Below are 21,102 nucleotides of genomic sequence, written 5' to 3'. Positions count from 1 at the left end.
TTGCGCCTTTAGGCGAGTCTCACGGCGGGATTATCGAGTTGGCTCGTGACCATGGCCTTCGACTGGAATTCACCGAGTTCGCTGTGGGGGATGGCTGTTTGGTACGTCTTGGAGATGGCGCTCTGTGTCGCCATGGCGATTTCTTCTGGGAAATACGGCGGTCAAAGGCGCGTGATCGGACTGGTGCTGGGTTATCTCGGCGCAGATGTCGCCTTGGCCGCTTTGCACGTGGGGTCGGTGGCGATGGCGGTGTCGGGCGGGATGGCGGGCGTGTGGGCCGTCGCCCTTTGGACGCTAGCCATCACCAGTCGAGATGCGGATACTGCGGCGAAGTTTGCGCTCGTGGCGTATTCCGGCCTCGTCACGCTTGCTGCGCTGATGCTGTGGGTGGATCAATCGTTTCACGCCGCGCACCGTGCGCCGCTCCGTTTCGCGGCGTGGCTGGCTGGCGCCGTGATCGTCGGACACTTGGCGTGGATGGCGAGGCTTCAGCGCGCTCGCATGCGCGAAGTGGAGCGGATGGGAAGCGCCTTGGGCTGGGTGCTGGCGGCGCTCAGGGCGACGCTTGGGCCCTTCGGCGTCATCCTGGGTGCCGCACTGCTCGGCGTGGGCGTGGGAGCGGCGGTATTGGTGCTTGTGTATCCGTTTCTCGGGTACGTGTTGGGCATTGCTTTTCACGCCTACATCCGATGGTTGGCCACTTCGCACGGGAACGGCGTCCTCACCCAGTTGGCCAATGCGCGGGTGCAAGGCTCTCCTCGACGCGACATGTGGGTGCTCACGGGCATCGCCATCGCGTTGTGCGCGGCGGGGATCGCGGTCTGGGCGTGGAAGCTCTGGCGAGGTGGAGCGGGCGAGGAGGCGCGCGAAGCGGGGGATACGGTTCAGGTGGCGACGGTGCACGAGCGCCTGCGGGACAGCCTGCGCTTCGTTCCGACGGATCACCCGGTTCGCTTGCGATACCAGCGCTGGCTGCTCGCCATGCATCGGCGCGGGTTGACCATCCGGCACGCCGAGACGCCGAGGCGGTTCGCGGCGCGCGCAGAAGAGGACGGCAGCAGTGGTGCGCAGAGGCTTACGGAACTCTATGAGCAGGTGAGATACACAAGGGATGATGGGTGAGGGCGGAGGCGGCTTGGAAGAGGATGGTGTGGGGCGCGTTGAGGACCTGCCGTCCAGGTGACTCGCCCTGCTCTGTGGATATCGGGGAAGCAGCGATTTCGAATTTTATGTCCTGGTCAAGGGGGGAATGGAAATGATCGCGAAGTCTTCTCTTCAACTTCCATATATGCGGTCATCTTTACTTCGGTTCGCGGCAAATCGACGTGCATCATTTCATTTGGTACGACAACCATGAACCAAGGCCCCCGCTCTGCAAACGATCCCGGTGCATGTGGCCGTTGAGACACTACGCAGTGTGAGGAACGACCTGCTACCGCGCCGTGTGCTGGTCTACGACCAAAGGGTCGTGTTGCGCGCATTGTGTATCCACGAATCGCATGCGAGCACAAAGCCGAGAGCAACACTGATGGGCGCCGTGACAAACACCCATATCGGCATCTGCAGGTATCTTTTGGAGCAGAGTCCTATCCAGAGCAGCGCGGGCCATTGCGAGAGGGCGGCGAGATCGACATGTCCCAGGCATGCTTCCGCAAGACCGTACATGGGTAGCCATGTGAACGCATACGCGAGCCAAGCCCAGACGAGACACGAAAGCAGGGGGTGGCCGACGGTGTAACACCAGTTTTTCTGGAAGCCGCGCCACGCCCGAGACCAGGACGTGTACATGGTGCAGGAGGCGACATTGGCCCCATCGAGAAAGGCTCCGTTCATGCCCATCCTGGCTGCTTTCCGCGCGAGCGCGAGATCTTCAGCGATGGCGCTGCGTACAGCCGCGTGGCCGCCAAGGGTCTGATAGGCCGAGCGCTGGAAGGCGAGCACCTGGCCGATGGCAATCGGGAGGGCTTTCCGGCGCCATCGGCCGAGAAACAGGGGAACGTGGGCCATCAAGCTCCAAGGGAGCAAATACACAAGCAAGGCGGCCAGGCCGTGTGCTTCTTGGCGTGGCAGGACGGAGAGAAGTTGGATGTCTCGCGCAAGCATGGTGGATTGGATGTTCTCGACGGCGGCCGCATCGAGACGCGTGTCCGCGTCGATGAAGATGAGGATCTCGGCGTCTCCGGCGTGATCCGCCAGTTGAGCGCATGCCCAGTTTTTGCCCCGCCATCCCTGCGGCCTTGGGGCTCCGCGAAGAAGGGTCAGGCGCTGATTCGCGTTGGCCTTCGTCTCGCTCAACACGCGCCACGTGTCGTCCGTGGATTCATCGTCCAGCGCGATGATGCGAACCGATGAATCGGTACTCGTACAAATGGCCTCGAGGCACCGCCGAATCTGATGACCTTCATTCCGCGCCGGAATCAGGAGGGCGACGCGGGCAAGGTTTTTCGCCCGTCCACCCGTGAAAGTTTCCGCCTTGGGCCCGACGCTTTCCCTGTCCCGGTTCAAACGGGGCCACAGGAGGCGGTTTAACAGCGCTATGAGGCAAATCAGGCCATCGTAGCCTAGCATCAGTCCGTGCATGTGTTCACACCTCCTCCCGCCGAACGTTTCGAACTCGGTATCCCCACCACACAAGCGGCGCTGTCAACAACCAGAACAAGCGTGCGGACCAAAGCGAGTGAACCCGCCACACCGGCCAGAGGACCTCGGGCAAGACCGTGATGCCCATCAACAGCACCGCCGCTCCGAGTGCGACGGTGCGGGCGCGATCCAGGCGCCGGATGGCAAGACCGCACGCGAAGCCGCAGCCGAGGAGTCCCGCCGCCAGAGGGCCCAGGAAGCCAGCGACTGACCCAATCCAGCTCGCCAGGCCAATGCCGCCGCGGCCGCGGAGGAACGGACTGAAGCGATGACCGTACACCGGGAGGGCAGCGGCAAGCGCGGCGAGGAGCCAATTTGCCGAGATGTGACGAATGGCGAAATACCCGGGCACAAATCCCTTCGCGACGTCCAACACGAGCACGGAGGCTCCGAGCCAAAAACCGGCCGCTCGAAACGCGTTGGCGGCTCCCGGATTGCCGTCTCCAAACGACCGCGGATCTCGACCCATTGCGCGCGTGAGCCAGACGGCAAACGGGCAAGCCCCGACGATGAACGCGGCCGCGAGCCCAAGCGTCCATCCCATCCATGCATTCATGTGCCTACCTCCCTGCCCGCCTATCTCGGAGCCACTGCTCACTCCTCCTCGACGCGATCACGGCGAGCGATGTCGCGACAATCAGGCTGGAACCCGAGAAGAAGAGGATTTCTTCGATGGGGACGTCGCCCAGTCTGAGGTCCGTGATGCGTTCGGAATGAAAGAACCAAATGCCGCTATGGATGGCAATGCCGTCGCAGATGGACAGGTACAACGCCGGTGCGACAGTTGAGATGGCGACAGGACCTGCCTTTGCTGCAATTCCGTCGAACCCGTAAGAGGACTGGACTGCGAGCGGCAGCAAAATCCACGGCACAAGCATCGCCAGATACGTGAGGTGCGTCCAGCGATTCAGGAGAACGTAAACGGATCCCAGCATGACGAATCCAAAGCCCATCCACAACGCGATGACCAGCAGATATGCCAGCTGCCTTGTGGGCGTCTGCCTCCTCGCCCATGCGGTGTGGGAACGGAAGGCCGTCGCCAGGTCAAAGCATTGGGCGACGAGCGCGGATTGCAGAAGGTAGAAGAGAATCTCTTCCCAAGGAACGCCGTCGAGCGTCAGCCCCCACACGCGTTGCCGGGCATACGCCCAGACGCCGAGGTGGATGAGCGCGCCGTCCCAGGGCGTCGTGTACAGGAGAATCACCGCAGCCAAGACAGCGAAATACCCTGTCATGCGAAGTGGGGACCGGCGTACGACGCGAGCGAGCCAACCTTCGCGGCCAACGCGGCGAAGTGCAGCGCGCGCAACCCACAGCGCGGCGTTGGCGGCGACGATAAATCGAAGGAGAAAGCCGAAATAGGTCATCGGCGCCTCACCGCGATGACGGTCGGACGGTGTTCCAGCGCGGCGCGCATGGCGATGCGCGGCGGGCGTGACGTGGGTTGAAGGCTCACGTGTTGCAGGAGCCGGGCCAACATCCACTTGACCTCCATGCGCGCAAAGGTCGCTCCAGGGCAATATCGCGGACCCGCCCCAAACGGCAGGTAGGTGTAGGCGCCCGGGGCCAAGCCGCTCAGCCACCGCTCGGGGACGAAGCTGTCCGCGTCCGGCCAGAGCTCCTGGTGGCGGTGCAGGAGAAAGTAGCTCACCATGACGCGATCGCCAGATTCCGCCTCGGAGCGCAAGCCCGAATGGATGGGGGGATACAGGCGCAGCGTCTCCTTCACGACGGCATCCAGAAGGGGCAGCCGGTCGAGCACGCGGATTTCCGGCCGCTCGCGCCCCGTGGCGCCGTGAATCTCTCCCCAGAGCGCATCCTGGAGGTCGGGACGATGCGCGAGCAGGATGAGGAGCGAGGACAGAAGCGACGTGGCGGTGTCGTGCCCCGCCACCAAAAGCGTCATGAGCTGATCCACGGCGAACGGCGTCTCCTCATCTCCGTACGCCTGCGCGAGGGCGTGAATGGGCGCGTTGTCCCGTCGGATCAGCGCTTTATCGTACATCGCCGAAAGGCGAAGGCGCATCCGGTGATACGCCTTGGGCAACCGCGGCGTTTTGCCGAGCAACAGCCACCATCCGGGGCCAATGTAGTGGACGAGATGGGTGAGATCGGACAGGTACGCGCGCTCTTCCTCGGGCGTCAAACGATGGTGAAAGTACACGGACTCCAGCGCGCGCCACGTCATGCGCCTCGGCATGTCGGGCAGGGATATCGTGCCCTGGCCGAGGGCGCGCTGAAGCGCCTCGTCGAGCGCGGGCAGCTCGTCCCGGAGGCGCGACTCGAGGACGCCGCGCGTGCTGGACCTGACGATCACGTCCTTCGCAGCGCCATGCCTTGGGCCATCGATCACAAGCAGTCCTTGGCCAAAGAGGGCGGTGACGGGATCGCCTGCCAGACGAGACGAGTAAGCGTCGGCCTGTTCGTGCAGAACGCGTTTGATCGATGCCGGCCCTGCCGCGACGCGCATGCGCAGCCTCGGAGCCGCAAGCTCGAACTCATCCGACGCAAAGGCTCGGTGCAGCGACAGCAAACCCATGAGCGGACTGCCTGGAGGCGCGAGCATGTTTCGAAGCGCTTGCCAACCCTCCTCGGGCTTTACATTCCGGGTCGAGGGTATGCCTCGATGGATGTCTTCACGCACGCCCCTTCACCTCCCCCATGTCGCGCACGATAAGTTTCTCCGCGATTTTGGCCGACAGCAGGACCCCTGGAATCCCGGCGCCCGGATGGGTCCCTGCGCCCACGAGATACAGCCCGCGAATGAAGGGGCTTTTGTTGTGCGGGCGAAACCATGCCGACTGGGTGAGGCGCGGTTCGAGCGAGAAGCCCGTGCCGAGATAGGTGTTGAGATCATTGGCAAAGTATAGCGGGTCAATCCTGTGCCGCACTTCGATGAAGCGCCGAAATCCCGGCCAGAATCGTGCTTCGATAAACGACAGCACGCGCTCTTCCAGTCGCCCCAGCTCCTCGTCCCACGCGATGGTGGAGGCGAGATTGGGCACGGGGACGAGTACGTACATGGCGGTTTTGCCCGGGGGCGCTGCGGACGGATCGGTCCGAGTCGGGACGTGCAGGTAGAGGGAAAAGTCGTCCGCGATGACCTTCCGCTCAAAAATGTCGCGGATGAGGTCCTCGTAGCGCGGACCAAACACGATGTTGTGGTGCGCCAAGGTGTCGGGAACATCTGGCGTTGCGAGGCCGTAATACCACACGACAAGCGACATGCTGTACCGCGCTCGCGTCAGCCCGCGCCGCACGGACGAGGGGACTTCTTGAACGAGGTGGAGGTAGGTGGTGGCGGCATCGGCGTTCGACACGACCGCGTCCGCCGCGACGCGCTCTCCCCCTGCGATCACGCCCTCGACTCGCCCATTGGAGACGAGGACGCGATCCACGGATGTGCCTAGGTGAAGTCTGCCGCCGAGATGAGAGAAAAGCGCCACGAGCGCCTCCACGAGGGAGCGCATGCCGCCGCGGGGGTACCAAACGCCCCAACGCTGCTCGATGAGATGGATCATGGCGTAGATGGCAGACGCCTTCAGGGGATTCCCCCCGATAAAGAGCGGGTGAAACGTGAAGCACTGGCGAAGAAAGGGGTGCTGAATGTACCTGCCGACGAAACGATACACGGACTCGTACGCGCGAAGCCTCACGAGATCCGGGGCGACGCGCGCCATGTCCGTGGCGCGGAGAAAGGGTTCAGCGCCGAGCTCGACAAAGCCCTTCTGAAGCAAGGGTTCGGCGGCTCGGAGGAATTGCAGGTATCCGGGCGCATCCGGGGCGTGGATGGCCTCCATTTGCGGCATGACGAACGCCGGATCGCCGTTGTAGGTGAGGGCGTTGTCACCCTGGCCAAATAGCTTGTAGAACGGATCGACGGGAAGAAGCTCAACCGCGCGGTCAAAGCGCTGGCCTGCGAGTTCAAACAGCTCTTCAAACAGAAAGGGCGCGGTCACGACGGTGGGCCCGCCATCGAACTGGTAGCCGCCCATCTGAAACGTGCGCGCTCGGCCGCCGGGTTCGGGGAGCCGTTCGAACAAGTCCACCTGAAACCCACGCGCCTGCAGTCGCACGGCAGCCGCCAGGCCGCCGAAACCCGAACCGATGACCGTGATGCGCTTTCCAGTCATGGCGCACCTCCTTGTTGCGAGTGAATGCTGTGGAACGACGCATCCGTGGCGCGCGCGCGAGCCCTCACACTCCATCCGAAGGCGGCGGGCAACCCTTGGGAGCACGCGATGCGGAGTTTCCTGAGGAGCGGTACGTGCGCTCGCCGGGTGAACACGTCTCCGCCGTGGCGTTCGATATCGCGCAAGATGGCCCGGTACCACACGGCGGCCAAGGCGACCGGCACGCGCGCGGCGGGCGCAAGATGGCGAATGCCAGGGATGGCGTACTCGTAGAGCTGGCGCGCCAGCGCGATGTAGTGTTGAAGGAGTTGCTGCCAACCCTCGTGAAGGCGGCCGCACGCGAGATGGTCGGCCGTGACGCCAAACCGCTGCAGATCTTCGACGGGGAGATAGATGCGGCCCCGCGAGAGATCTTCCGCCACATCCCGCAGGATGTTGGTCAACTGCATCGCCATCCCCAGCGCGATGGCGCGCGCGAAGACGTCCTCGAGAGAACTCGTTCGCCGATAGCCGACGATGACCGTCGTGATGAGGCCGACCGTGGACGCGACACCGTAGGCGTACCCAAGGAGGTCCTCCAGCGTGGGGACCACGGAGCGCTGTGTATCTGCCAAAAGCGTCTCGACAAGCGACTCGCTCCACCGGCGCGGAATACGCATGGCATCGCCGATGGCGAGCCAACTGGCCAGGATGGGGTCTGGTGCGGGCGCGCCGCCGCGAATGGCCGCGAGATAGGCTTCCAGGCGTCGCTTACCCTCTTCACCGAGGTGATCGGCGAAGTCGTCGGCGGATCGGCAGAAGGCGTAAAAGGCTTCCACCGCCTTGCGCGAGCGCCTGGGAAGGCACCGCGCGGCAAGACTGAACGTCTTGCTGTGTTGGCGGATGATATGTCCGACGCGGGGTAAATCCCCTAGGCGCGTCCGGATTGTCGCGGGGGAAGCAGACAGCTCATGGGCGGCGCGGCGCCCTTCTTCCACCACAAAGTGAAGGACCCGTTCATCCAACTGCGTTCACCTCCGCCGCTGCACGAGGCGATGGATGGTTTCCAGCATCTCCGGCTTCCAAGCGTCCACGAAGGGCGCGCGCTCTATACGGTGTTGGAGCTCGGCGCGCACCCGTTCCTCGATGGCGATGGCCTCGCGCAGAATCGAATCGGTGATGAGCCGCGCGCGCAGGTGCGGCAACATCTCCTGATTGTCGCGCAGGCACCGCCACATCTCGGCAAATTCGCGATCGCGACTGAGCCCGAGCACGACCGGAAGCGTCTTCTTTCGGCGAAGGGCGTCCTGTGCGGTTGGTTTTCCCAGATCCTCCTCACGGCCGAACAAGTCATGGAAGTCATCGAGGATTTGAAAGAGAACACCGAGTTTCCTCCCGGCGCTTCGCAGGTCGTCACGCACGGATGGAGGGTGCCCGGCCAAAATGGCGGCAACCTCGAGCGCCGCGCCGAAGAGGGCGCCCGTCTTCAACTCCGCCATAGCCAGGTACTGTTCGATGGACACGTTTTCAACTTGTTCGAAGGCGAGATCGAGCTCCTGGCCCGCGGACAGCGCGATGCACGCGTCCGTCATGGCCTGATAAGTCTCCACGATCCATCGGGGGTCGAAGTGGGCGGCGAGATCGCCCATGACGCGAAACGCAAGGGCGAAGAGCGCGTCGCCCGCGTTCAGGGCGCGATCCACGCCCCACACGGCCCACAGGCTTGCCCGCCCACGCCGGAGAGGCGACCGATCCTCGATGTCGTCGTGGATCAGCGAAAATCCGTGCACGTATTCAATCGCGACGGCAGCCGGCAGGGCCGCTCGCCAGTCTCCGCCGAGTGCGGCGTGCGCCGTGAGGAGAAGCAGCGGCCGCACCCGCTTGCTGTGCCCGAGGGGCCGAGCGGGCGGGGCCGCGTGCACCCCCAGGTGATAGCGGATCATGGCTTCGATCTCGCCCTGCGACTCCGAGATGGACGCGGTCGCCCTGGCCAAGTGTTCCTCGATGGACTGAAGCATGTCGCGAGCCGTGGTCGTGACGGGCATGGCGATTCCCCCGTTTCGAACTTGAGCGCGTCAACCCCCAAGACGGATGAGGCGGAGCACTTCCTCGCGCTCGTGTGGATGGTGCAGGTAACGGCCTCGGGTCGCCACGGTGGTTGTGCGGCTCCCCGGTTTGCGAATGCCGCGCATGCTCATGCACAGATGTTCGGCATCCACAACCACCAGAACGCCTTCGGCCTCGAGTGCCTCCACCAGCGCGTCTGCGATTTCGTTCGTCATGCGCTCTTGGACCTGCGGCTTCTTCGCCACGACGTCGACGAGCCGCGCCAGCTTGGACAGGCCCGTCACCACATGGTTGTGCGGGAGGTAGGCGATGTGCGCGATACCGAAGAACGGGAGCAGGTGGTGTTCGCACATCGAATGGAAGGGGATGTCCCGCACCAGCACAACCTCGCCGTGTTCCACGTGAAAGCGAGCGGACAACTCGTCCCGAGGGTCTTGATGCAATCCCGAAAAGATTTCTTGGTACATTCGGGCGACACGCGCGGGCGTGTCGACGAGGCCCTCTCGATCCGGCGCCTCTCCAATCGCTTCGAGAATCATCCGAACCGCCTGTTCAATCCGTGCGGTATCGACGGATTTCGCCTGATGCTGAAGCTGCACCTGCCTTGCATTGACGTGAAACGTCGCCATAGGTCTTCCTCCTCGCTGGGGTATGAAAGGTCCGTGTCCCATCTTCCGCGCTTGACGATCGCGTCCTCAGCGCCTGACGAGCGAATTGGCTGATTCGTCCACCTTGTACGCCCGTTGACCGATCCGCGGATCAATGGAGCGCGCGGCAAAAAAGCCGCTCAAGGCTGCGGACAGCATACCGGGGCCCGGGAACACCGTGTCTCCCGCCAAGTACCAGCGCGGCCAAGATGTCTTCGGACCTCTCGGCTGGCTGATGGCGTTGGCAACGGTGAGCGGCACGCCGCCAACCCAAGCCTTGTTCAAATAGCGCGCGTACGTGAGCGGCGTGCCCATCGAGCACGTGACCATGTGCTCCGAAAAGTGGGGCAGACGCCGGTCGATGCGCTCGAACATGTCTTGCAAATACCGCTGCTTGAGCTCGTGATACATCGCCTTTGGGAGGTTCAGCCAGTCATGAGGGCGGGTGTGGGCACTGACCGTGATGCGGATGGCGTGATCGCCAGCAGGTGCGCCAGAGTCGCCTTCCGCTGCCTCTCCCGGATGAAACGTGATGTAAAGGGGACCACATGGCCGTTCATCAGGGGCGTCCAAACCAGCGTCGTCCGCGATTTGAATGGCGAAAGGTGCACGGAGGTCATCCCGGTGAAACCACGCTTCTTGAACGCCCTGTCCGCTCATCAGCGCGTCGACCCGAACTGCGCCCCACTGGGCTCCGCTCGCCTGCGATGCTGAGGTGTCCCCACTCACCGGTTCGTCGGTCTGCGCCGTCACGCGCGTTCCCGTCGCGTTGACAACGGCGTCGACACACAATTCGTGTCCGCGATTCGTCCTCAGGCACCATTGGTTCGACGCGTGGGAATAGGTGGCGTCCGTCACGGTGTTCGAAAACAGCACATGGACACCCAGCGTGCGCGCCCGATCCGCCATGGCCGCCGCCAAGGCTGGCACGCCGCCCTGAGGAAGCCACACGCCGTATCGGTAGATATCCAGCGCGAGACACGACGGAAGCCATGCGGCCCACTCGCTCGTGGTCTGAACCGCGTCGAACAGCTGCGCATCGATGAAGAGGCGAAACGGGCCATAGTCGTCGAGATGGAACTCTCGCAGTGCGTCGGCAACGGTCGCTCGCAGGCGTTGGACACCGAAGCCGAGCATGGATTTGTTCGCGACCATCGTGGCCAGAATGTGCAGGAAGTCTTCCCGAGCCTGAACAGGCAGTGCCGCTCGGGCCTTCGCAAACAGATAGGCAGCTTGCGCGGTCTTCTCCACGGCGCGCCAGAAGCGGACCACCTGGGAGGCGCGTTCGGGGAAAGAAGTCTTCAGCGCTGCCAACCATTCCGCTCTGGACGCGACCACCGGAACGTTCCGATCCGGCAATCGGACGTCCATCACGTGGTTCACGGAGTAGAGCGGAAGGTGCACGCCCACCTCTTGCAGGATGGACGCAAACAGACCTCCGGGTTCAAGCCCGAATGTCAGCGTGGCGCCGGTCGGATACACCCTACCGCGCTTTGTGTAGAAGCCGGCCGTCCCGCCCGGGTATTTCGCTCGTTCGAGGAGAAAGACTTCGTGGCCGCGCTGAGCCAGATAAAGGGACGCAGTGAGGCCACCCATGCCTGCGCCTACAACGGCCACGGAGCGTATCGGACGAGAGCGCATCATACACCCTCCCGTCGCGACAAGCGCAGACTGGGATGCGAGGTTGTCCTATGGAGGATTCGATGCCGGTTTTGCATGCACGTTCCACCTTCACGTGAGCACCGTGCCGATGCTCGGGGAACGGAGCATGGGGCTCCGGCCAGTGGGAGATGAACATTTTACCTGCCGCCTGTAGATTCGCACAGTTGTATGGGAAAGTCAAGTGCAATTCGATGGGGAACAATGGGCCAACGAGTTCATGATGAAGCTTGAGCGTGGCGAGCGACGTAGGTCAGAATTCCATGAGGCGCGTATCGAAACAGGGGTGCGTTGCATGCGTCAAACAGTTATGATGATTCAAGCGAAGGGTTGGCGATGTCCAACGGAGGGCTGAACGCGTGAGAGCGCGGAGCTGTTTCGCCCCGGAACGGAGGGTTTTTCATGCCCGCTCGAGTCGCGGCTTTGTATGACATCCACGGGAACCTGGCTGCCTTGGACGCGGTGCTCCAAGAGGTCGAGCGCGCCGGCGCAGACGCGTTGGTGTTTGGGGGCGATCTCGCCTTCGGGCCGCAGCCCTGGCGGGTATTGGAACGGGTGATGTCGCTCGGCGGAGCCGTTTCTTTCGTCCGCGGCAACACCGACCGGGAGGTCGCCGAGCGCCACGGCGTGGAGCAAGGGGTGCGGGGCTGGATTGCGGACGTGAACGCCTGGTGTCATGACCAGCTCACGCCTGATCAACGCGCGTTCTTGCTCAGTCAGAAGGCTCACGTGACGCTTCATGTGGAGGGGCTCGGCGACCTACTCTTCGTCCATGGATCGCCGAGAAGTGACGAGGAGGCCATTCGGCGGGACACGCCAGAAGCGGAGATCCTGCCCATGGTGGCCCATGTGCGCGAGCCCATCATCGTCTGTGGGCACACGCACGTCCAGTTTGACCGGATGGTGGCGGGCAAGCGCATCGTGAACGCGGGCAGCGTCGGCCTTCCGAACGCAGCGCGGGGCGCGTGCTGGGCGCTCATCGGCCCCGAGATCGAACTCCGGGAGACGCTGTACGACTTCGAGCGTGCCGCAGCGGAAATCCGGAAGTCGGGCGTTCCCATGGCGGGGGAGTTTGCGGATCACATTTTGAATCCGCCCGTCGCGGGGTCTTAATCTTTGTGCCCGCGGATGGCGCGGCCTGAGGCTTTGTCCTGCCAAGGGGCGACCGAGGTTTTGCAGACCTCGGCCCCGTGATGTCAGGTGCCGTGCATCGCTCATCGGCTTGCACCGCTCGGGCCATCCTTTGCCCTCACGCGCGAAGCTTCTCGACGAGTTCTCGCCAGGTGGCGTACCGCCGCTCCAGATCCGCGCGCGCAACCGCCTGCGCTTGCGGCCCCGGCATCACAGCGAGCATCGGCAGGTCCACGCCTACGCGCCGCCCTGCCATCATCGCTGCGCCGTAGGCGGCACCGTCCGCGTCTGCCTGCATCCAAACGGGCACGGGCAAAAGCGCTGCGGCTGACTCGGCAATCCAGGGCTGTTCAAACAGCCTGCCCGCGAGCATCACGCCGCGCGCTCCCTCGGCGAGGCCGAGCATCTCCTCGACCAGCCAGCGCGTGTGAAACAAGACCCCTTCGACCGCCGCGCGCACCATGTGCGGCGGGCCGTGGTGCAGGCGCAGGCCCACCCATGCCGCCGACATGCCCTCGTCCCAAAACGGCGCGCGCTCGCCCGCCACATACGGCAGCGCGAAGAGGTCGTCCACCTGAACATCGCCTGCCGCAGCAAGCAGTTGCTCAATCTCCCCCGGGTGGCCCAACAGCGTCTGCACGAGCCAATCGATGACAATCCCGCCCGCGTTGCTCGGTGCGCCGAGCACGTATTCACCCTCGCCGAGGGCATAGCAGAACGTGCGCAGGCTGGCGTTCGTCACCGGCCTGCGGCTTGCGGCGCGCACGGCGAGGCTCGTGCCGACGGTCGCCACGAGCATCTCGCGCTCCTTGGCGCCCGCTGCCAAGGTGGCCAATACGCCGTCCGATCCGCCGACGACCGCCTGTGCGCCCTCTGCGAGCGGCAGGCGGGGGGCAAGGCGGCAGGACGCAAGCGGCTGGCTCCAGTCGGAGGGCACCACGCGGCTCAGTTGGTCGGCGTGGACGCCCGCGAACTCGAGTGCATCCGGATCCCAGTCGAGCCTCTGCACGTCGAACAAGCCCGTGGCCGAGGCGATGGCCGGATCGCACACCCACTCGCCAAACAGGCGGTGCCACACGTACTCCTTGAGGGAGACGAAGCGCCGGGCTCTTGCAAACACGTCCGGCCTCTCCCGGCGCAGCCACGCCAGTTTGCAAACCGGCGCCATGGCGTGAATCGGCGTGCCCGTCCGCGCATAGAGCCGCGGGCCGTCCGGCGACGCCCAGAGCGCTTGCGCCACCTCGGCGGGCCGCGCGTCCATCCACGTCATGGCCGGCATGAGCGGCTCGTCGCGAGGGTCCAGCGCCACGAGGCTGTGCATGGCAGCCGACATGCCGAGCGCCGCGATGCGCCCCTCCTTCTGCGCGATCTCGGCCGCCAGATGGCCCAGCACCGCCATCGCCGCATCCGCCACGTCGTCCGGGTTCTGCACCGCGCGTCCGTCCGCGCCGGTCTCCGTCTTCACGACAGCCGAACGGCTGGCGAGAAGCTCGCCAGCCGGTGTATACGCGACCGCTTTGATGGACGTGGTACCCAAATCCAGGCCCACGATACAGGTATCTCGACGATTCACCGCAGTCACACCTTCGGATCCGGAATCGGCTCAATCTTACCGAGCATGAACACGTAGAACAAGATGCCAAGCAACAGCACCACGCCCGCGATGACAAACGCGGATTCGAACGATCCCGTCCTCTGCACCACAAACCCCGTGACGATGGGCGCGACGATGCTCATCAGGTTGTTGACGAAATTCATGATGCTGCCCACGAGCCCCACGGTGCCCTTCGGCGCGATGAGCGACGGGATGCTCCAGCCGACCGGCGCCGAAAACGCCAGGCCTCCAAGCGCGATGGCGATGAAGATGACCGCCGTGTTCGGGTTGTGCGTGAACGCGGCCGGAATGACGGCAAGGCCGAAGATCATGCCGACGACAAGCACGGTCTTGCGGACGCGCGTGACGTCGTGCCCACGCTGAATCAGGCGATCCACCAACCAACCGCCGATGACGAGATCGGTGATGGTGGCCACGAGCCACGGCCCAGCGGTGTACCAGCCCGATTTCAGCACCGTCATGTGCATCTCTTTGACGAGGTAACTCGGCAACCATGTGAGGAACAGGTAAAACGAGTAGCCGTAGGCCGCAAACCCAAGCGTCAGCCCCCAGACCTTGCGCTGGCGAAGCAGGTATGCGAGGCTCTTGCCGATCCCGGCCTCCGCCTCGCCAGCCTGCTGCGCGCCGCCCTCGCGCAACAGCTCGGCCTCTTCCTGGGAGAGCCGGGTTTCGTGCGGATCGCGATAAAAGGCCCAGTACAAGGCTGCGTACACGAGGCTGAGCACACCTGTGAGCCAGAAACCGCCTTTCCAGCCCCATGTGGTCACCGCCCATGCGACGAGCGGCGTTCCGATGACGTTGGAGAACTTGGCCGCCGCGTCGAACAGCGAGGTGGCCACGCCGCGCTCGCGCACGGGAAACCAGTAGCCCGTCGCCTTGGATGCCGCAGGGAAGGCGGGCGCTTCCGCGACGCCGAGCAGCACGCGAGAGAGGATGATGAGTCCCATGCCGCTTACGATGGCCGTCATGAACGTGGCGATGGACCAGAGGATGGTCGCGAGGCGATTTAGCCACTTCACGCCGATCTTGTCGAGCAAGGCGCCGACGGGAATCTGGAAGGCCGCGTACGACCATCCGAAAGCCGACAGGATGATGCCCATCTGGGCGTCGGACAGATGATATAAGTTCGAGATGGGCGTTGCTGCGACCGACAGATTGGTTCGGTCGAAGTAGTTGATGAGCACGCCGAGGCCAATGAGCAGGCCAATCCACCAGCGCTTCACGAGTAATCCCCCTTGCAAGTCAGGATAGCCGACTCCAGCGCGCGGCATGCCCGAAGCCAACAAGGGAGCGCAGTGCTGGAGCGGTAAAGAAAGTAAACGATTTACGAAATCGATATACTGAACATAAACGAAAGCGCTTCACAGAGCAAGGGGGATCTGCGTTCGGGTGCGGCCCCTCGAGTTGCGACAGGACCAGAAGACCTGCGGACATCTCCTAACCGTGTTATGAAAGATTCACTTGTGCAGTGACGGATGGAAACCAGTTTGGTAGGCTACAGGTGGGCACCACCTTGGGGGTCACTCCCTGCCCGCTCGCGGGAACGGGAGGGGGTGAGGCCATGACAGTGGCGGACGCGGTGTCACTGGGGATCCAATTTGGGTCGTTTGTGATTGCGCTCTTGTCGCTTGTTGTGGCTCTGGTTCTTGCCTTGACGCGCAAGTGACCGCCCCCCAGGTCTCCCAGCCTCGGGGCGGTCACTGCTCACAGCTATCACGTTCGATGGCGACGGGCAGGGACACTGCCCAGGCGTCGGTGCCTGAGCGCCGGAGGCTGCAACTCCGGCGCTCTTTTCAGTTTAAGTGTACCATATTGCGGATATTCGTCAATGTGTGGCCAGCCTTCACCAGACCGCACCACGGATTGGATATTAGGCAAGATGGACGAGCGAGTCACTCGAACGGCGCGTGTGCGGCGGATGGGATGTTGCTCCGGAAATGTTCAGATGAGGAGAACCCCCATCGCGCGGATTCTGATATCATCAGTTTAGCATTGGTGTTTGGGAATTGCCGTGTTGGGCATGGGAGGGACTGTGCATGGCCATGGTCGCTGTCAGCATTTCGCCCATCGGCACGGGCGAGACGAGCGTGAGCCACTTCGTCGCGGAAGCTGAGCGCGTGATCGCGCGCTATCCAGAACTGAACTATCGGCTGGATCCGATGTTCACGACCATCGAGGGAGATTTGAGTACCATCTTTGCGGCAATTCAGGAGATGCACGAGGCGCTCGTGGCCATGGGCGCCAAGCGGCTGTCGACCGTGATCAAAATCGACGATCGCCGCGACGTCCATCATTCGATGGACGAAAAGGTCGCGGCTGTGCTGTCGAAATTGAACGGCGAAGGAGCGTACAACCGTGCGCCATGACAGGCCGAGCTTGCTGTCCGGGAAAGGAGCCACAGGATGAGCATCGAAACTCCACCACGCGTCCCGTCTCCGGCCCCCAATTGGCCGACGTGTTTCGCCGCTCAGGCATCCGGCGCCCTGTTGACGATCTCGCTCGCATGGAGCGCATGGCTCACGCAGCGGATCTGATGGTCACCGCGTGGGACGGCGAACTTCTGGTGGGTGTGGCGAGATCGCTCACAGATTTTTGCTTCTGCTGCTACTTGTCCGATCTCGCCGTGGACCGCGCGTACCAGCGGCAGGGGATTGGCAAGCGGCTGGTGGAGATGACGCGCGAAGCGCTGTCGGATGAAGTCATGTTGCTTCTGTTGGCGGCTCCGACGGCGATGTCGTATTACCCGCATATCGGTTTTGACAAGGCCGACAACGCGTGGCTGATCCCGCGAAAGCGCTGAACAGCATACCCTTTGATACAGCGCCGTGCCACACAGGGCCATTCCGTGCAGGCGGCCGCGTCACGACGACGTTACGTTCACCGGCATGTACGCTTCGAAGAAGTCGACGACATGATGCACATACGCCTTCGGCTCCACATCGTACGCGCCCACGTGTTTCGCTCCCGGAACCAGCCACAGCGTATCCTCCGGATCGCGCCGATGCAACTCGTCGTACAGCGCCTCGCTGTTCGCCGGCGGAATGGTGGTGTCGGCGGTCCCCGCGATGAGGAGAATCGGGCGAGGCTTGGCCGACGCGAGCTGTTTCAGCGGATCGACCGCGTTCGGATCCAGGCCGAACAGGTGCTTGACCTCCCACAGAATCTCTCCGTTGAACGGGAACGAGGGCAGGTTGGTCCACACGCTTAAATTTTGCTGCAGGTAGGTCTCGAGATCGTCAAACGGGCTATCGGCGACGGTCGCGTCCACAGACGGATCGGCCGCCGTGGCCTCGAGCGCGGTCGACGCGCCCATCGAGTAGCCGATGAGCCCGACCTCGTCGTAGCCGAGCTTGTGCGCGTAGTCGATGGCGCCGAGAAGGTCCCGCAACTCGTAGTCGCCGACGGTCACCTCGGTGCCGGGCGATTCGCCTTCGTCGCGGAAATCGAACATGAGCACGGCAAAACCGGCGTCGTGCAGCGCTTTGGCCACCGGCAGCGCCGGGTGATCCAGGGCGCGGTTCTGCCGATACCCGTGCGCTTCAATCACGATGCGATCCGTCGGTCTCGCGGCGGGGATCAGCCAGCCAGAAAGCATCAGGTGATCCACGCGGGACGGAAAGCGGATGTTTTCGTATTTCAGGCCATACGCGGCAGGGGACGTGGAGATGGGTTTGCGCGCGGGATGCGTCAACTTCTCTGCAACCACGTATCCTATCGCCATCGTGGCGATCAATGCTAGAATGGCGAGAACCACTACGCCCACGACCATTCGCAACACCCAGCGACCTGCGTTCGTCAAGGTGCCTCATCCTTTCCGTGCGGCCGCGTCCATTCACGGCCCGGTCCATCGAGCGGGCCGCGCTCCGCCGTCTGATGAATTCGCTTTCAAAGGTGCGCCAACCTCCTCAGCCGCGCGCCAATCGTCGCGCACAGCCGGGCGACCGCCGAGGGGCGACACAAAGCCCCCTCGGCCTCGCCGGCGAACACGGGGCGCTCCGTCACCCGCGCATGATGCGCTCGATCTCGTCTGGGTCCTTCGGGATGCTCAGCGAGAGGTTGACCGCGCCGTCCTCCGTCACCAGCACGTCGTCTTCAATCCGAATGCCAATGCCCTCTTCCGCGATGTACAGCCCTGGCTCGACCGTGATGACGTCGCCCGCCTCGAGCGGCCACTTGGGCGATCCGACGTCGTGCGTGTCAAGCCCCAGCCGATGGCTGACGCCGTGGTAATAGTAGCGCGCGACTTCGCCGTCGTCCTGAATGAGTCCGATGCGCTTCAGTTCTTGCGCCAACACGGATTTCGTGACGTCGTTCAATTCACTCGTCGTCACACCCGGGCGAATAGCTTCGATCGTCGCTTCCATCGCCGCCAGCACGATGTTGTAAATCTCTCGTTGGCGCGGCGTGAATCGACCGGAGATCGGAAACGTGCGCGTGATGTCGGCCGAATAGCAGCCGTACTGCGCGCCGAGATCGCAGAGCACAAGCTGGCCGTCTTCAATGACCTGGTCGTTGTCGACGTAGTGGAGCACGCACGCGCGCTCGCCGCCCGCCACAATCGGCGGAAACGCGTGCTCCCGCACGCCCCGGGATCGGAGCGCGAAGTCAAAGTGCGCCTCAAGTTCGTATTCCCACATGCCCGGCCGCGCGCTTTTCATCATGGCCAACACGCCTTCGCGCGTGATGTCTATCGCCTGCCGTATGCAGTCGATCTCGGCCTCGTCCTTCACCGTGCGCATCCGGCACACCTCGGCGTAGGGGTTGCGGATGACGATGGCCGGGTATTTGTCCCGAAAGATGCGCGCGAAGCGGTGCGCCTCAGTCTCCGTTTGGTGGAATCGATCCTGCTCCACATCTAAATACAGCCACTCGTATTCGCCGGTGCGAAGCATGCGCCCGAGCGTCGTTTCGAACTGGGCGAGATCTTGCACCTCCGCGATGCCGGAAATCCTTCGGGCCAGTTGGTCGGGGAGCCGCTTGCCGGTCCACTTTTCCTCCACTTCGGAGACGTGTTCCGTGAAGAGGATGATCTGTTCATTGCCGTCGAGTTTGGCGAGCAAAAGGCGCGAGTGTTCCTGTGTGATGCCGGTCAGATAGAAGAAGTTGCGGTTGACGTGGAACGGACTGTATGGGTGATCGCCAGACATATAGGGGGCCTGGCCGGCGAAGAAGAGCGCGATGGAGCCGTCGGGAATGCGGCGAAGCAGGGCCTCGCGGCGCTTCGCGTACGGATTCATGGTTTCCGTCATGAGGGAGACCTCCTCGAGATAGGCTCACGGAGTGGGGCCCGTGGGGACGTGGCCCGGCCTTTAACGCTTGCGATCCCGCGGCCGAAACTCCGCCAGCCCGTGTTCAATGGCGCGGACGAGGATCTCCGCCGCGGCGAGGTTGGTCGCGAGTGGCACGTTGTGCACGTCGCAGATGCGGAGGAGCGCGGTGATGTCGGGATCGTGCGGCTGGGCGGTGAGTGGGTCCCGCAGGAAGATGACGAGGTCCATCTCGTCGTTCGCGACCATGGCCCCAATCTGCTGATCTCCACCGTACGGGCCGGACTGAAAGCGGTGCACCTCAAGTCCCGTGGCTTCCTGGATGCGGCGGCCGGTCGTGCCGGTGGCAAACAGGTTGTGGTGCTTCAGTATGTTCTGATACGCGATGGCCAGATTCACCATGTCGTCCTTCTTGTTGTCGTGCGCAATGAGGGCAACGTTCATCTCTGTGCCTCCTCGGCAAATCTTACGCCCCCAGTGTAGCGCAAAGGTGGCTTTGGGGGAATGATGGACCGAGAGGACGCGCGTGATACACTGAAGGTGTGCGAGAAATGGGGGGTGCATCATGGCGACGGGGGAAGAGGCGCTGGCGGATCGGCTTGGGCGGCCGCTTCGGGATCTGCGCGTGTCGCTCACGGATCGATGCAACTTTCGCTGTCCGTACTGCATGCCGAGTGACGTGTTCGGGCCGAATTATCCGTTTTTGCGCCCTGATGCGCTCATGTCGCCGGACGAAATTGCGAAGCTGGTGCGGGCGCTCGTGCCGTTTGGGCTGGAGAAGGTGCGGTTGACGGGCGGCGAGCCGATTCTGCGCCGGGAGGTCGTCGAGATCGTCGAAAAGGTGGCTGCCGTGCCTGGGCTTCACGAGATTGCCATGACGACGAATGGCAGCTTGCTGACGCCCGAGAAGGCGATGGCGCTGAAGAAGGCGGGGCTGACGCGAGTCACGGTGAGCCTCGACGCCCTTCGCCCGGACGTGGCGGCGCGGATGAACGGCGTGCGCTTTCCGGTCCAGCGGGTTCTCGCGGCCATCGACGCCGCCGCGGAGGCGGGGCTTTCGCCGGTGAAGGTGAATGTGGTGGTCCGCCGCGGCTGGAACGAGGACGAGGTGGTGGCCATCGCGGAGCGGTTCCGAGGGACGGGCGTGATTGTGCGCTTCATTGAATATATGGATGTTGGGACGACCAACGGCTGGCGCATGGAGGACGTGGTGACGGCCGACGAGATCCTGGACTGGATTGGGACGAGGCATCCGCTCGAGCCACTGCCTCCGCGGCGCGAGGGTGAGGTGGCGACGCGGTATCGGTACCGGGACGGTCAGGGCGAGATCGGCGTCATCCACTCGGTGTCTCGGCCATTTTGCCGATTTTGCACGAGGCTTCGCGTGACGGCCGCTGGCGAACTCTTCACCTGCTTGTTTGGCGCGCGTGGCGTTTCGCTTCGGCCGCTGTTCGATCGCGGCGCGTCGGAGCAGGAGATCGGTGCGTTTGTCGCGGATGTGTGGCGCAAGCGCCAGGATCGATATTCGGAAATTCGGAGCGAGGCGACGGCGAGAAAACCGAAGGTGGAGATGTCGCGGATTGGCGGCTGACCCGTTTTCGTTTCGCCCATCCCTTGGTATGATGCTGTCACCAAGCACGCGGAGGGAAGGCTCGTGAAGGTGGTACGCAAGGTCCTTCACATGTTTGTGGTGGCGTTTGTCGGCTTGAGCCTGATGCTGTTCACAGGATTTGCGCTTCTTGTGTGCGCGGCGCACCGCGAGTGGTGGGGCGCCATCGGCGCGGCGCTGATGGTGCTGGCCGCCATCCTCGCCGCTGCCATCGACATTCGCCTGCGAAGCCCCGAGGTGAGGCAGTCGTAGGTACGCCGCCAGCGCTATTTTGGGCGGTGAGAATCGAGACACCCTTCCTTTGGCTCGCATACCCTGAGGAGAGGCTCCGGTAGGGGCAACGCGAGGAGGAGGG

General features: G+C 63.5%; 21 protein-coding genes. 7 read left to right on the top strand and 14 right to left on the bottom strand.

The window, feature by feature from the left end; all coding sequences use genetic code 11:
• Positions 1-90: 90 nt before the first annotated feature.
• Positions 91-1,122 (top strand): DUF4129 domain-containing protein, encoded by a 1,032-nt coding sequence (locus tag AMA01_RS02580; protein WP_231862786.1) that lies wholly within the window; start codon positions 91-93, stop codon positions 1,120-1,122.
• 330 nt (positions 1,123-1,452) lie between these two features.
• Here the strand turns inward: AMA01_RS02580 and AMA01_RS02575 are convergent, their stop codons facing one another.
• The 9 genes from AMA01_RS02575 to AMA01_RS02535 all read right to left on the bottom strand — a co-directional run bounded on the left by AMA01_RS02575 (position 1,453) and on the right by AMA01_RS02535 (position 11,107).
• On the bottom strand, positions 1,453-2,580 hold the full coding sequence (locus AMA01_RS02575; RefSeq protein ID WP_231862785.1) for a glycosyltransferase: 1,128 nt from the start codon (positions 2,578-2,580) through the stop codon (positions 1,453-1,455).
• Positions 2,581-2,584: 4 nt separating this feature from the next.
• Entirely contained in the window at positions 2,585-3,196 is a 612-nt protein-coding gene (locus AMA01_RS02570; protein ID WP_067846818.1) for a glycerol-3-phosphate acyltransferase, read from the bottom strand.
• Between the two features lie 4 nt (positions 3,197-3,200).
• Positions 3,201-4,007 carry a lycopene cyclase domain-containing protein gene (locus tag AMA01_RS02565; protein WP_067846814.1) on the bottom strand — a complete coding sequence of 269 codons (807 nt, stop codon included), beginning with the start codon at positions 4,005-4,007 and terminating at the stop codon, positions 3,201-3,203.
• Entirely contained in the window at positions 4,004-5,284 is a 1,281-nt protein-coding gene (locus AMA01_RS02560; RefSeq protein ID WP_231862784.1) for a cytochrome P450, read from the bottom strand. The genes AMA01_RS02565 and AMA01_RS02560 overlap by 4 nt, the downstream gene beginning before the upstream one ends.
• Positions 5,277-6,773 (bottom strand): phytoene desaturase family protein, encoded by a 1,497-nt coding sequence (gene crtI / locus AMA01_RS02555; protein ID WP_067846811.1) that lies wholly within the window; start codon positions 6,771-6,773, stop codon positions 5,277-5,279. The genes AMA01_RS02560 and crtI overlap by 8 nt, the downstream gene beginning before the upstream one ends.
• The gene (locus AMA01_RS02550; protein WP_067846808.1) at positions 6,770-7,777 is read right to left on the bottom strand and encodes a phytoene/squalene synthase family protein; all 1,008 of its coding nucleotides are present in this window, start codon (positions 7,775-7,777) and stop codon (positions 6,770-6,772) included. The genes crtI and AMA01_RS02550 overlap by 4 nt, the downstream gene beginning before the upstream one ends.
• 6 nt (positions 7,778-7,783) lie before the next feature.
• The gene (locus AMA01_RS02545; RefSeq protein WP_067846805.1) at positions 7,784-8,797 is read right to left on the bottom strand and encodes a polyprenyl synthetase family protein; all 1,014 of its coding nucleotides are present in this window, start codon (positions 8,795-8,797) and stop codon (positions 7,784-7,786) included.
• Between the two features lie 30 nt (positions 8,798-8,827).
• The gene (gene folE, locus AMA01_RS02540) at positions 8,828-9,448 is read right to left on the bottom strand and encodes a GTP cyclohydrolase I FolE (protein WP_067846801.1); all 621 of its coding nucleotides are present in this window, start codon (positions 9,446-9,448) and stop codon (positions 8,828-8,830) included.
• Positions 9,449-9,514: 66 nt separating this feature from the next.
• Positions 9,515-11,107 (bottom strand): phytoene desaturase family protein, encoded by a 1,593-nt coding sequence (locus AMA01_RS02535; protein ID WP_197459967.1) that lies wholly within the window; start codon positions 11,105-11,107, stop codon positions 9,515-9,517.
• Positions 11,108-11,527: 420 nt separating this feature from the next.
• Here AMA01_RS02535 and AMA01_RS02530 point away from each other — a divergent pair, with 420 nt between their 5' ends.
• Entirely contained in the window at positions 11,528-12,238 is a 711-nt protein-coding gene (locus tag AMA01_RS02530) for a metallophosphoesterase family protein (protein ID WP_067846795.1), read from the top strand.
• A 136-nt stretch (positions 12,239-12,374) separates the two neighbouring features.
• Here AMA01_RS02530 and AMA01_RS02525 read toward each other — a convergent pair whose 3' ends face one another.
• Positions 12,375-13,829 (bottom strand): gluconokinase, encoded by a 1,455-nt coding sequence (locus AMA01_RS02525; RefSeq protein ID WP_231862783.1) that lies wholly within the window; start codon positions 13,827-13,829, stop codon positions 12,375-12,377.
• 5 nt (positions 13,830-13,834) lie between these two features.
• Positions 13,835-15,094 carry an MFS transporter gene (locus AMA01_RS02520; protein WP_067846789.1) on the bottom strand — a complete coding sequence of 420 codons (1,260 nt, stop codon included), beginning with the start codon at positions 15,092-15,094 and terminating at the stop codon, positions 13,835-13,837.
• Between the two features lie 338 nt (positions 15,095-15,432).
• On the opposite strand from AMA01_RS02520, the gene AMA01_RS13995 reads away from it, so the two are divergent.
• The 3 genes from AMA01_RS13995 to AMA01_RS02510 all read left to right on the top strand — a co-directional run bounded on the left by AMA01_RS13995 (position 15,433) and on the right by AMA01_RS02510 (position 16,671).
• Positions 15,433-15,537 carry a putative holin-like toxin gene (locus AMA01_RS13995; RefSeq protein ID WP_230087674.1) on the top strand — a complete coding sequence of 35 codons (105 nt, stop codon included), beginning with the start codon at positions 15,433-15,435 and terminating at the stop codon, positions 15,535-15,537.
• A gap of 370 nt (positions 15,538-15,907) precedes the next feature.
• Positions 15,908-16,237 (top strand): MTH1187 family thiamine-binding protein, encoded by a 330-nt coding sequence (locus AMA01_RS02515; protein WP_067846786.1) that lies wholly within the window; start codon positions 15,908-15,910, stop codon positions 16,235-16,237.
• The gene (locus AMA01_RS02510) at positions 16,234-16,671 is read left to right on the top strand and encodes a GNAT family N-acetyltransferase (protein ID WP_067846784.1); all 438 of its coding nucleotides are present in this window, start codon (positions 16,234-16,236) and stop codon (positions 16,669-16,671) included. Before AMA01_RS02515 ends, AMA01_RS02510 begins: the two co-directional genes overlap by 4 nt.
• Before the next feature lie 60 nt (positions 16,672-16,731).
• On the opposite strand, the gene AMA01_RS02505 is transcribed toward AMA01_RS02510, so the two are convergent.
• From AMA01_RS02505 to AMA01_RS02495, 3 genes are all read right to left on the bottom strand, one after another.
• A complete protein-coding gene (locus AMA01_RS02505) occupies positions 16,732-17,670 on the bottom strand; it encodes an alpha/beta hydrolase (protein WP_067846782.1) in 939 nt (312 codons plus the stop codon).
• Positions 17,671-17,869: 199 nt separating this feature from the next.
• Entirely contained in the window at positions 17,870-19,120 is a 1,251-nt protein-coding gene (locus tag AMA01_RS02500) for an aminopeptidase P family protein (protein WP_067846779.1), read from the bottom strand.
• Positions 19,121-19,180: 60 nt separating this feature from the next.
• Positions 19,181-19,582, bottom strand: a complete 402-nt coding sequence (locus tag AMA01_RS02495; protein WP_067846776.1) for a methylglyoxal synthase — start codon at positions 19,580-19,582, stop codon at positions 19,181-19,183.
• Positions 19,583-19,703: 121 nt separating this feature from the next.
• Between AMA01_RS02495 and moaA the strand changes: the two genes are divergently transcribed.
• Positions 19,704-20,729 (top strand): GTP 3',8-cyclase MoaA, encoded by a 1,026-nt coding sequence (moaA, locus tag AMA01_RS02490; RefSeq protein ID WP_067846775.1) that lies wholly within the window; start codon positions 19,704-19,706, stop codon positions 20,727-20,729.
• A gap of 63 nt (positions 20,730-20,792) precedes the next feature.
• Positions 20,793-20,999 carry a hypothetical protein gene (locus AMA01_RS02485; RefSeq protein ID WP_067846772.1) on the top strand — a complete coding sequence of 69 codons (207 nt, stop codon included), beginning with the start codon at positions 20,793-20,795 and terminating at the stop codon, positions 20,997-20,999.
• Positions 21,000-21,102 lie beyond the last annotated feature (103 nt).

It is taken from the genome of Alicyclobacillus mali NBRC 102425, assembly GCF_001570745.1.
In the GTDB taxonomy this organism is placed as follows: Bacteria; Bacillota; Bacilli; order Alicyclobacillales; family Alicyclobacillaceae; genus Alicyclobacillus; species Alicyclobacillus mali.
This window is presented reverse-complemented; position numbering and strand designations above follow the sequence as displayed.

Bases quoted from the DNA above. Each gene is read 5' to 3' on its own strand.
- AMA01_RS02580 (WP_231862786.1), top strand. From the start codon at position 91: ATGGCTGTTTGGTACGTCTTGGAGATGGCGCTCTGTGTCGCCATGGCG.
- AMA01_RS02575 (WP_231862785.1), bottom strand. From the start codon at position 2,580: ATGCACGGACTGATGCTAGGCTACGATGGCCTGATTTGCCTCATAGCG.
- AMA01_RS02570 (WP_067846818.1), bottom strand. From the start codon at position 3,196: ATGAATGCATGGATGGGATGGACGCTTGGGCTCGCGGCCGCGTTCATC.
- AMA01_RS02565 (WP_067846814.1), bottom strand. From the start codon at position 4,007: ATGACCTATTTCGGCTTTCTCCTTCGATTTATCGTCGCCGCCAACGCC.
- crtI (WP_067846811.1), bottom strand. From the start codon at position 6,773: ATGACTGGAAAGCGCATCACGGTCATCGGTTCGGGTTTCGGCGGCCTG.
- AMA01_RS02545 (WP_067846805.1), bottom strand. From the start codon at position 8,797: ATGCCCGTCACGACCACGGCTCGCGACATGCTTCAGTCCATCGAGGAA.
- folE (WP_067846801.1), bottom strand. From the start codon at position 9,448: ATGGCGACGTTTCACGTCAATGCAAGGCAGGTGCAGCTTCAGCATCAG.
- AMA01_RS02535 (WP_197459967.1), bottom strand. From the start codon at position 11,107: ATGCGCTCTCGTCCGATACGCTCCGTGGCCGTTGTAGGCGCAGGCATG.
- AMA01_RS02530 (WP_067846795.1), top strand. From the start codon at position 11,528: ATGCCCGCTCGAGTCGCGGCTTTGTATGACATCCACGGGAACCTGGCT.
- AMA01_RS13995 (WP_230087674.1), top strand. From the start codon at position 15,433: ATGACAGTGGCGGACGCGGTGTCACTGGGGATCCAATTTGGGTCGTTT.
- AMA01_RS02515 (WP_067846786.1), top strand. From the start codon at position 15,908: ATGGCCATGGTCGCTGTCAGCATTTCGCCCATCGGCACGGGCGAGACG.
- AMA01_RS02510 (WP_067846784.1), top strand. From the start codon at position 16,234: ATGACAGGCCGAGCTTGCTGTCCGGGAAAGGAGCCACAGGATGAGCAT.
- AMA01_RS02500 (WP_067846779.1), bottom strand. From the start codon at position 19,120: ATGACGGAAACCATGAATCCGTACGCGAAGCGCCGCGAGGCCCTGCTT.
- AMA01_RS02495 (WP_067846776.1), bottom strand. From the start codon at position 19,582: ATGAACGTTGCCCTCATTGCGCACGACAACAAGAAGGACGACATGGTG.
- moaA (WP_067846775.1), top strand. From the start codon at position 19,704: ATGGCGACGGGGGAAGAGGCGCTGGCGGATCGGCTTGGGCGGCCGCTT.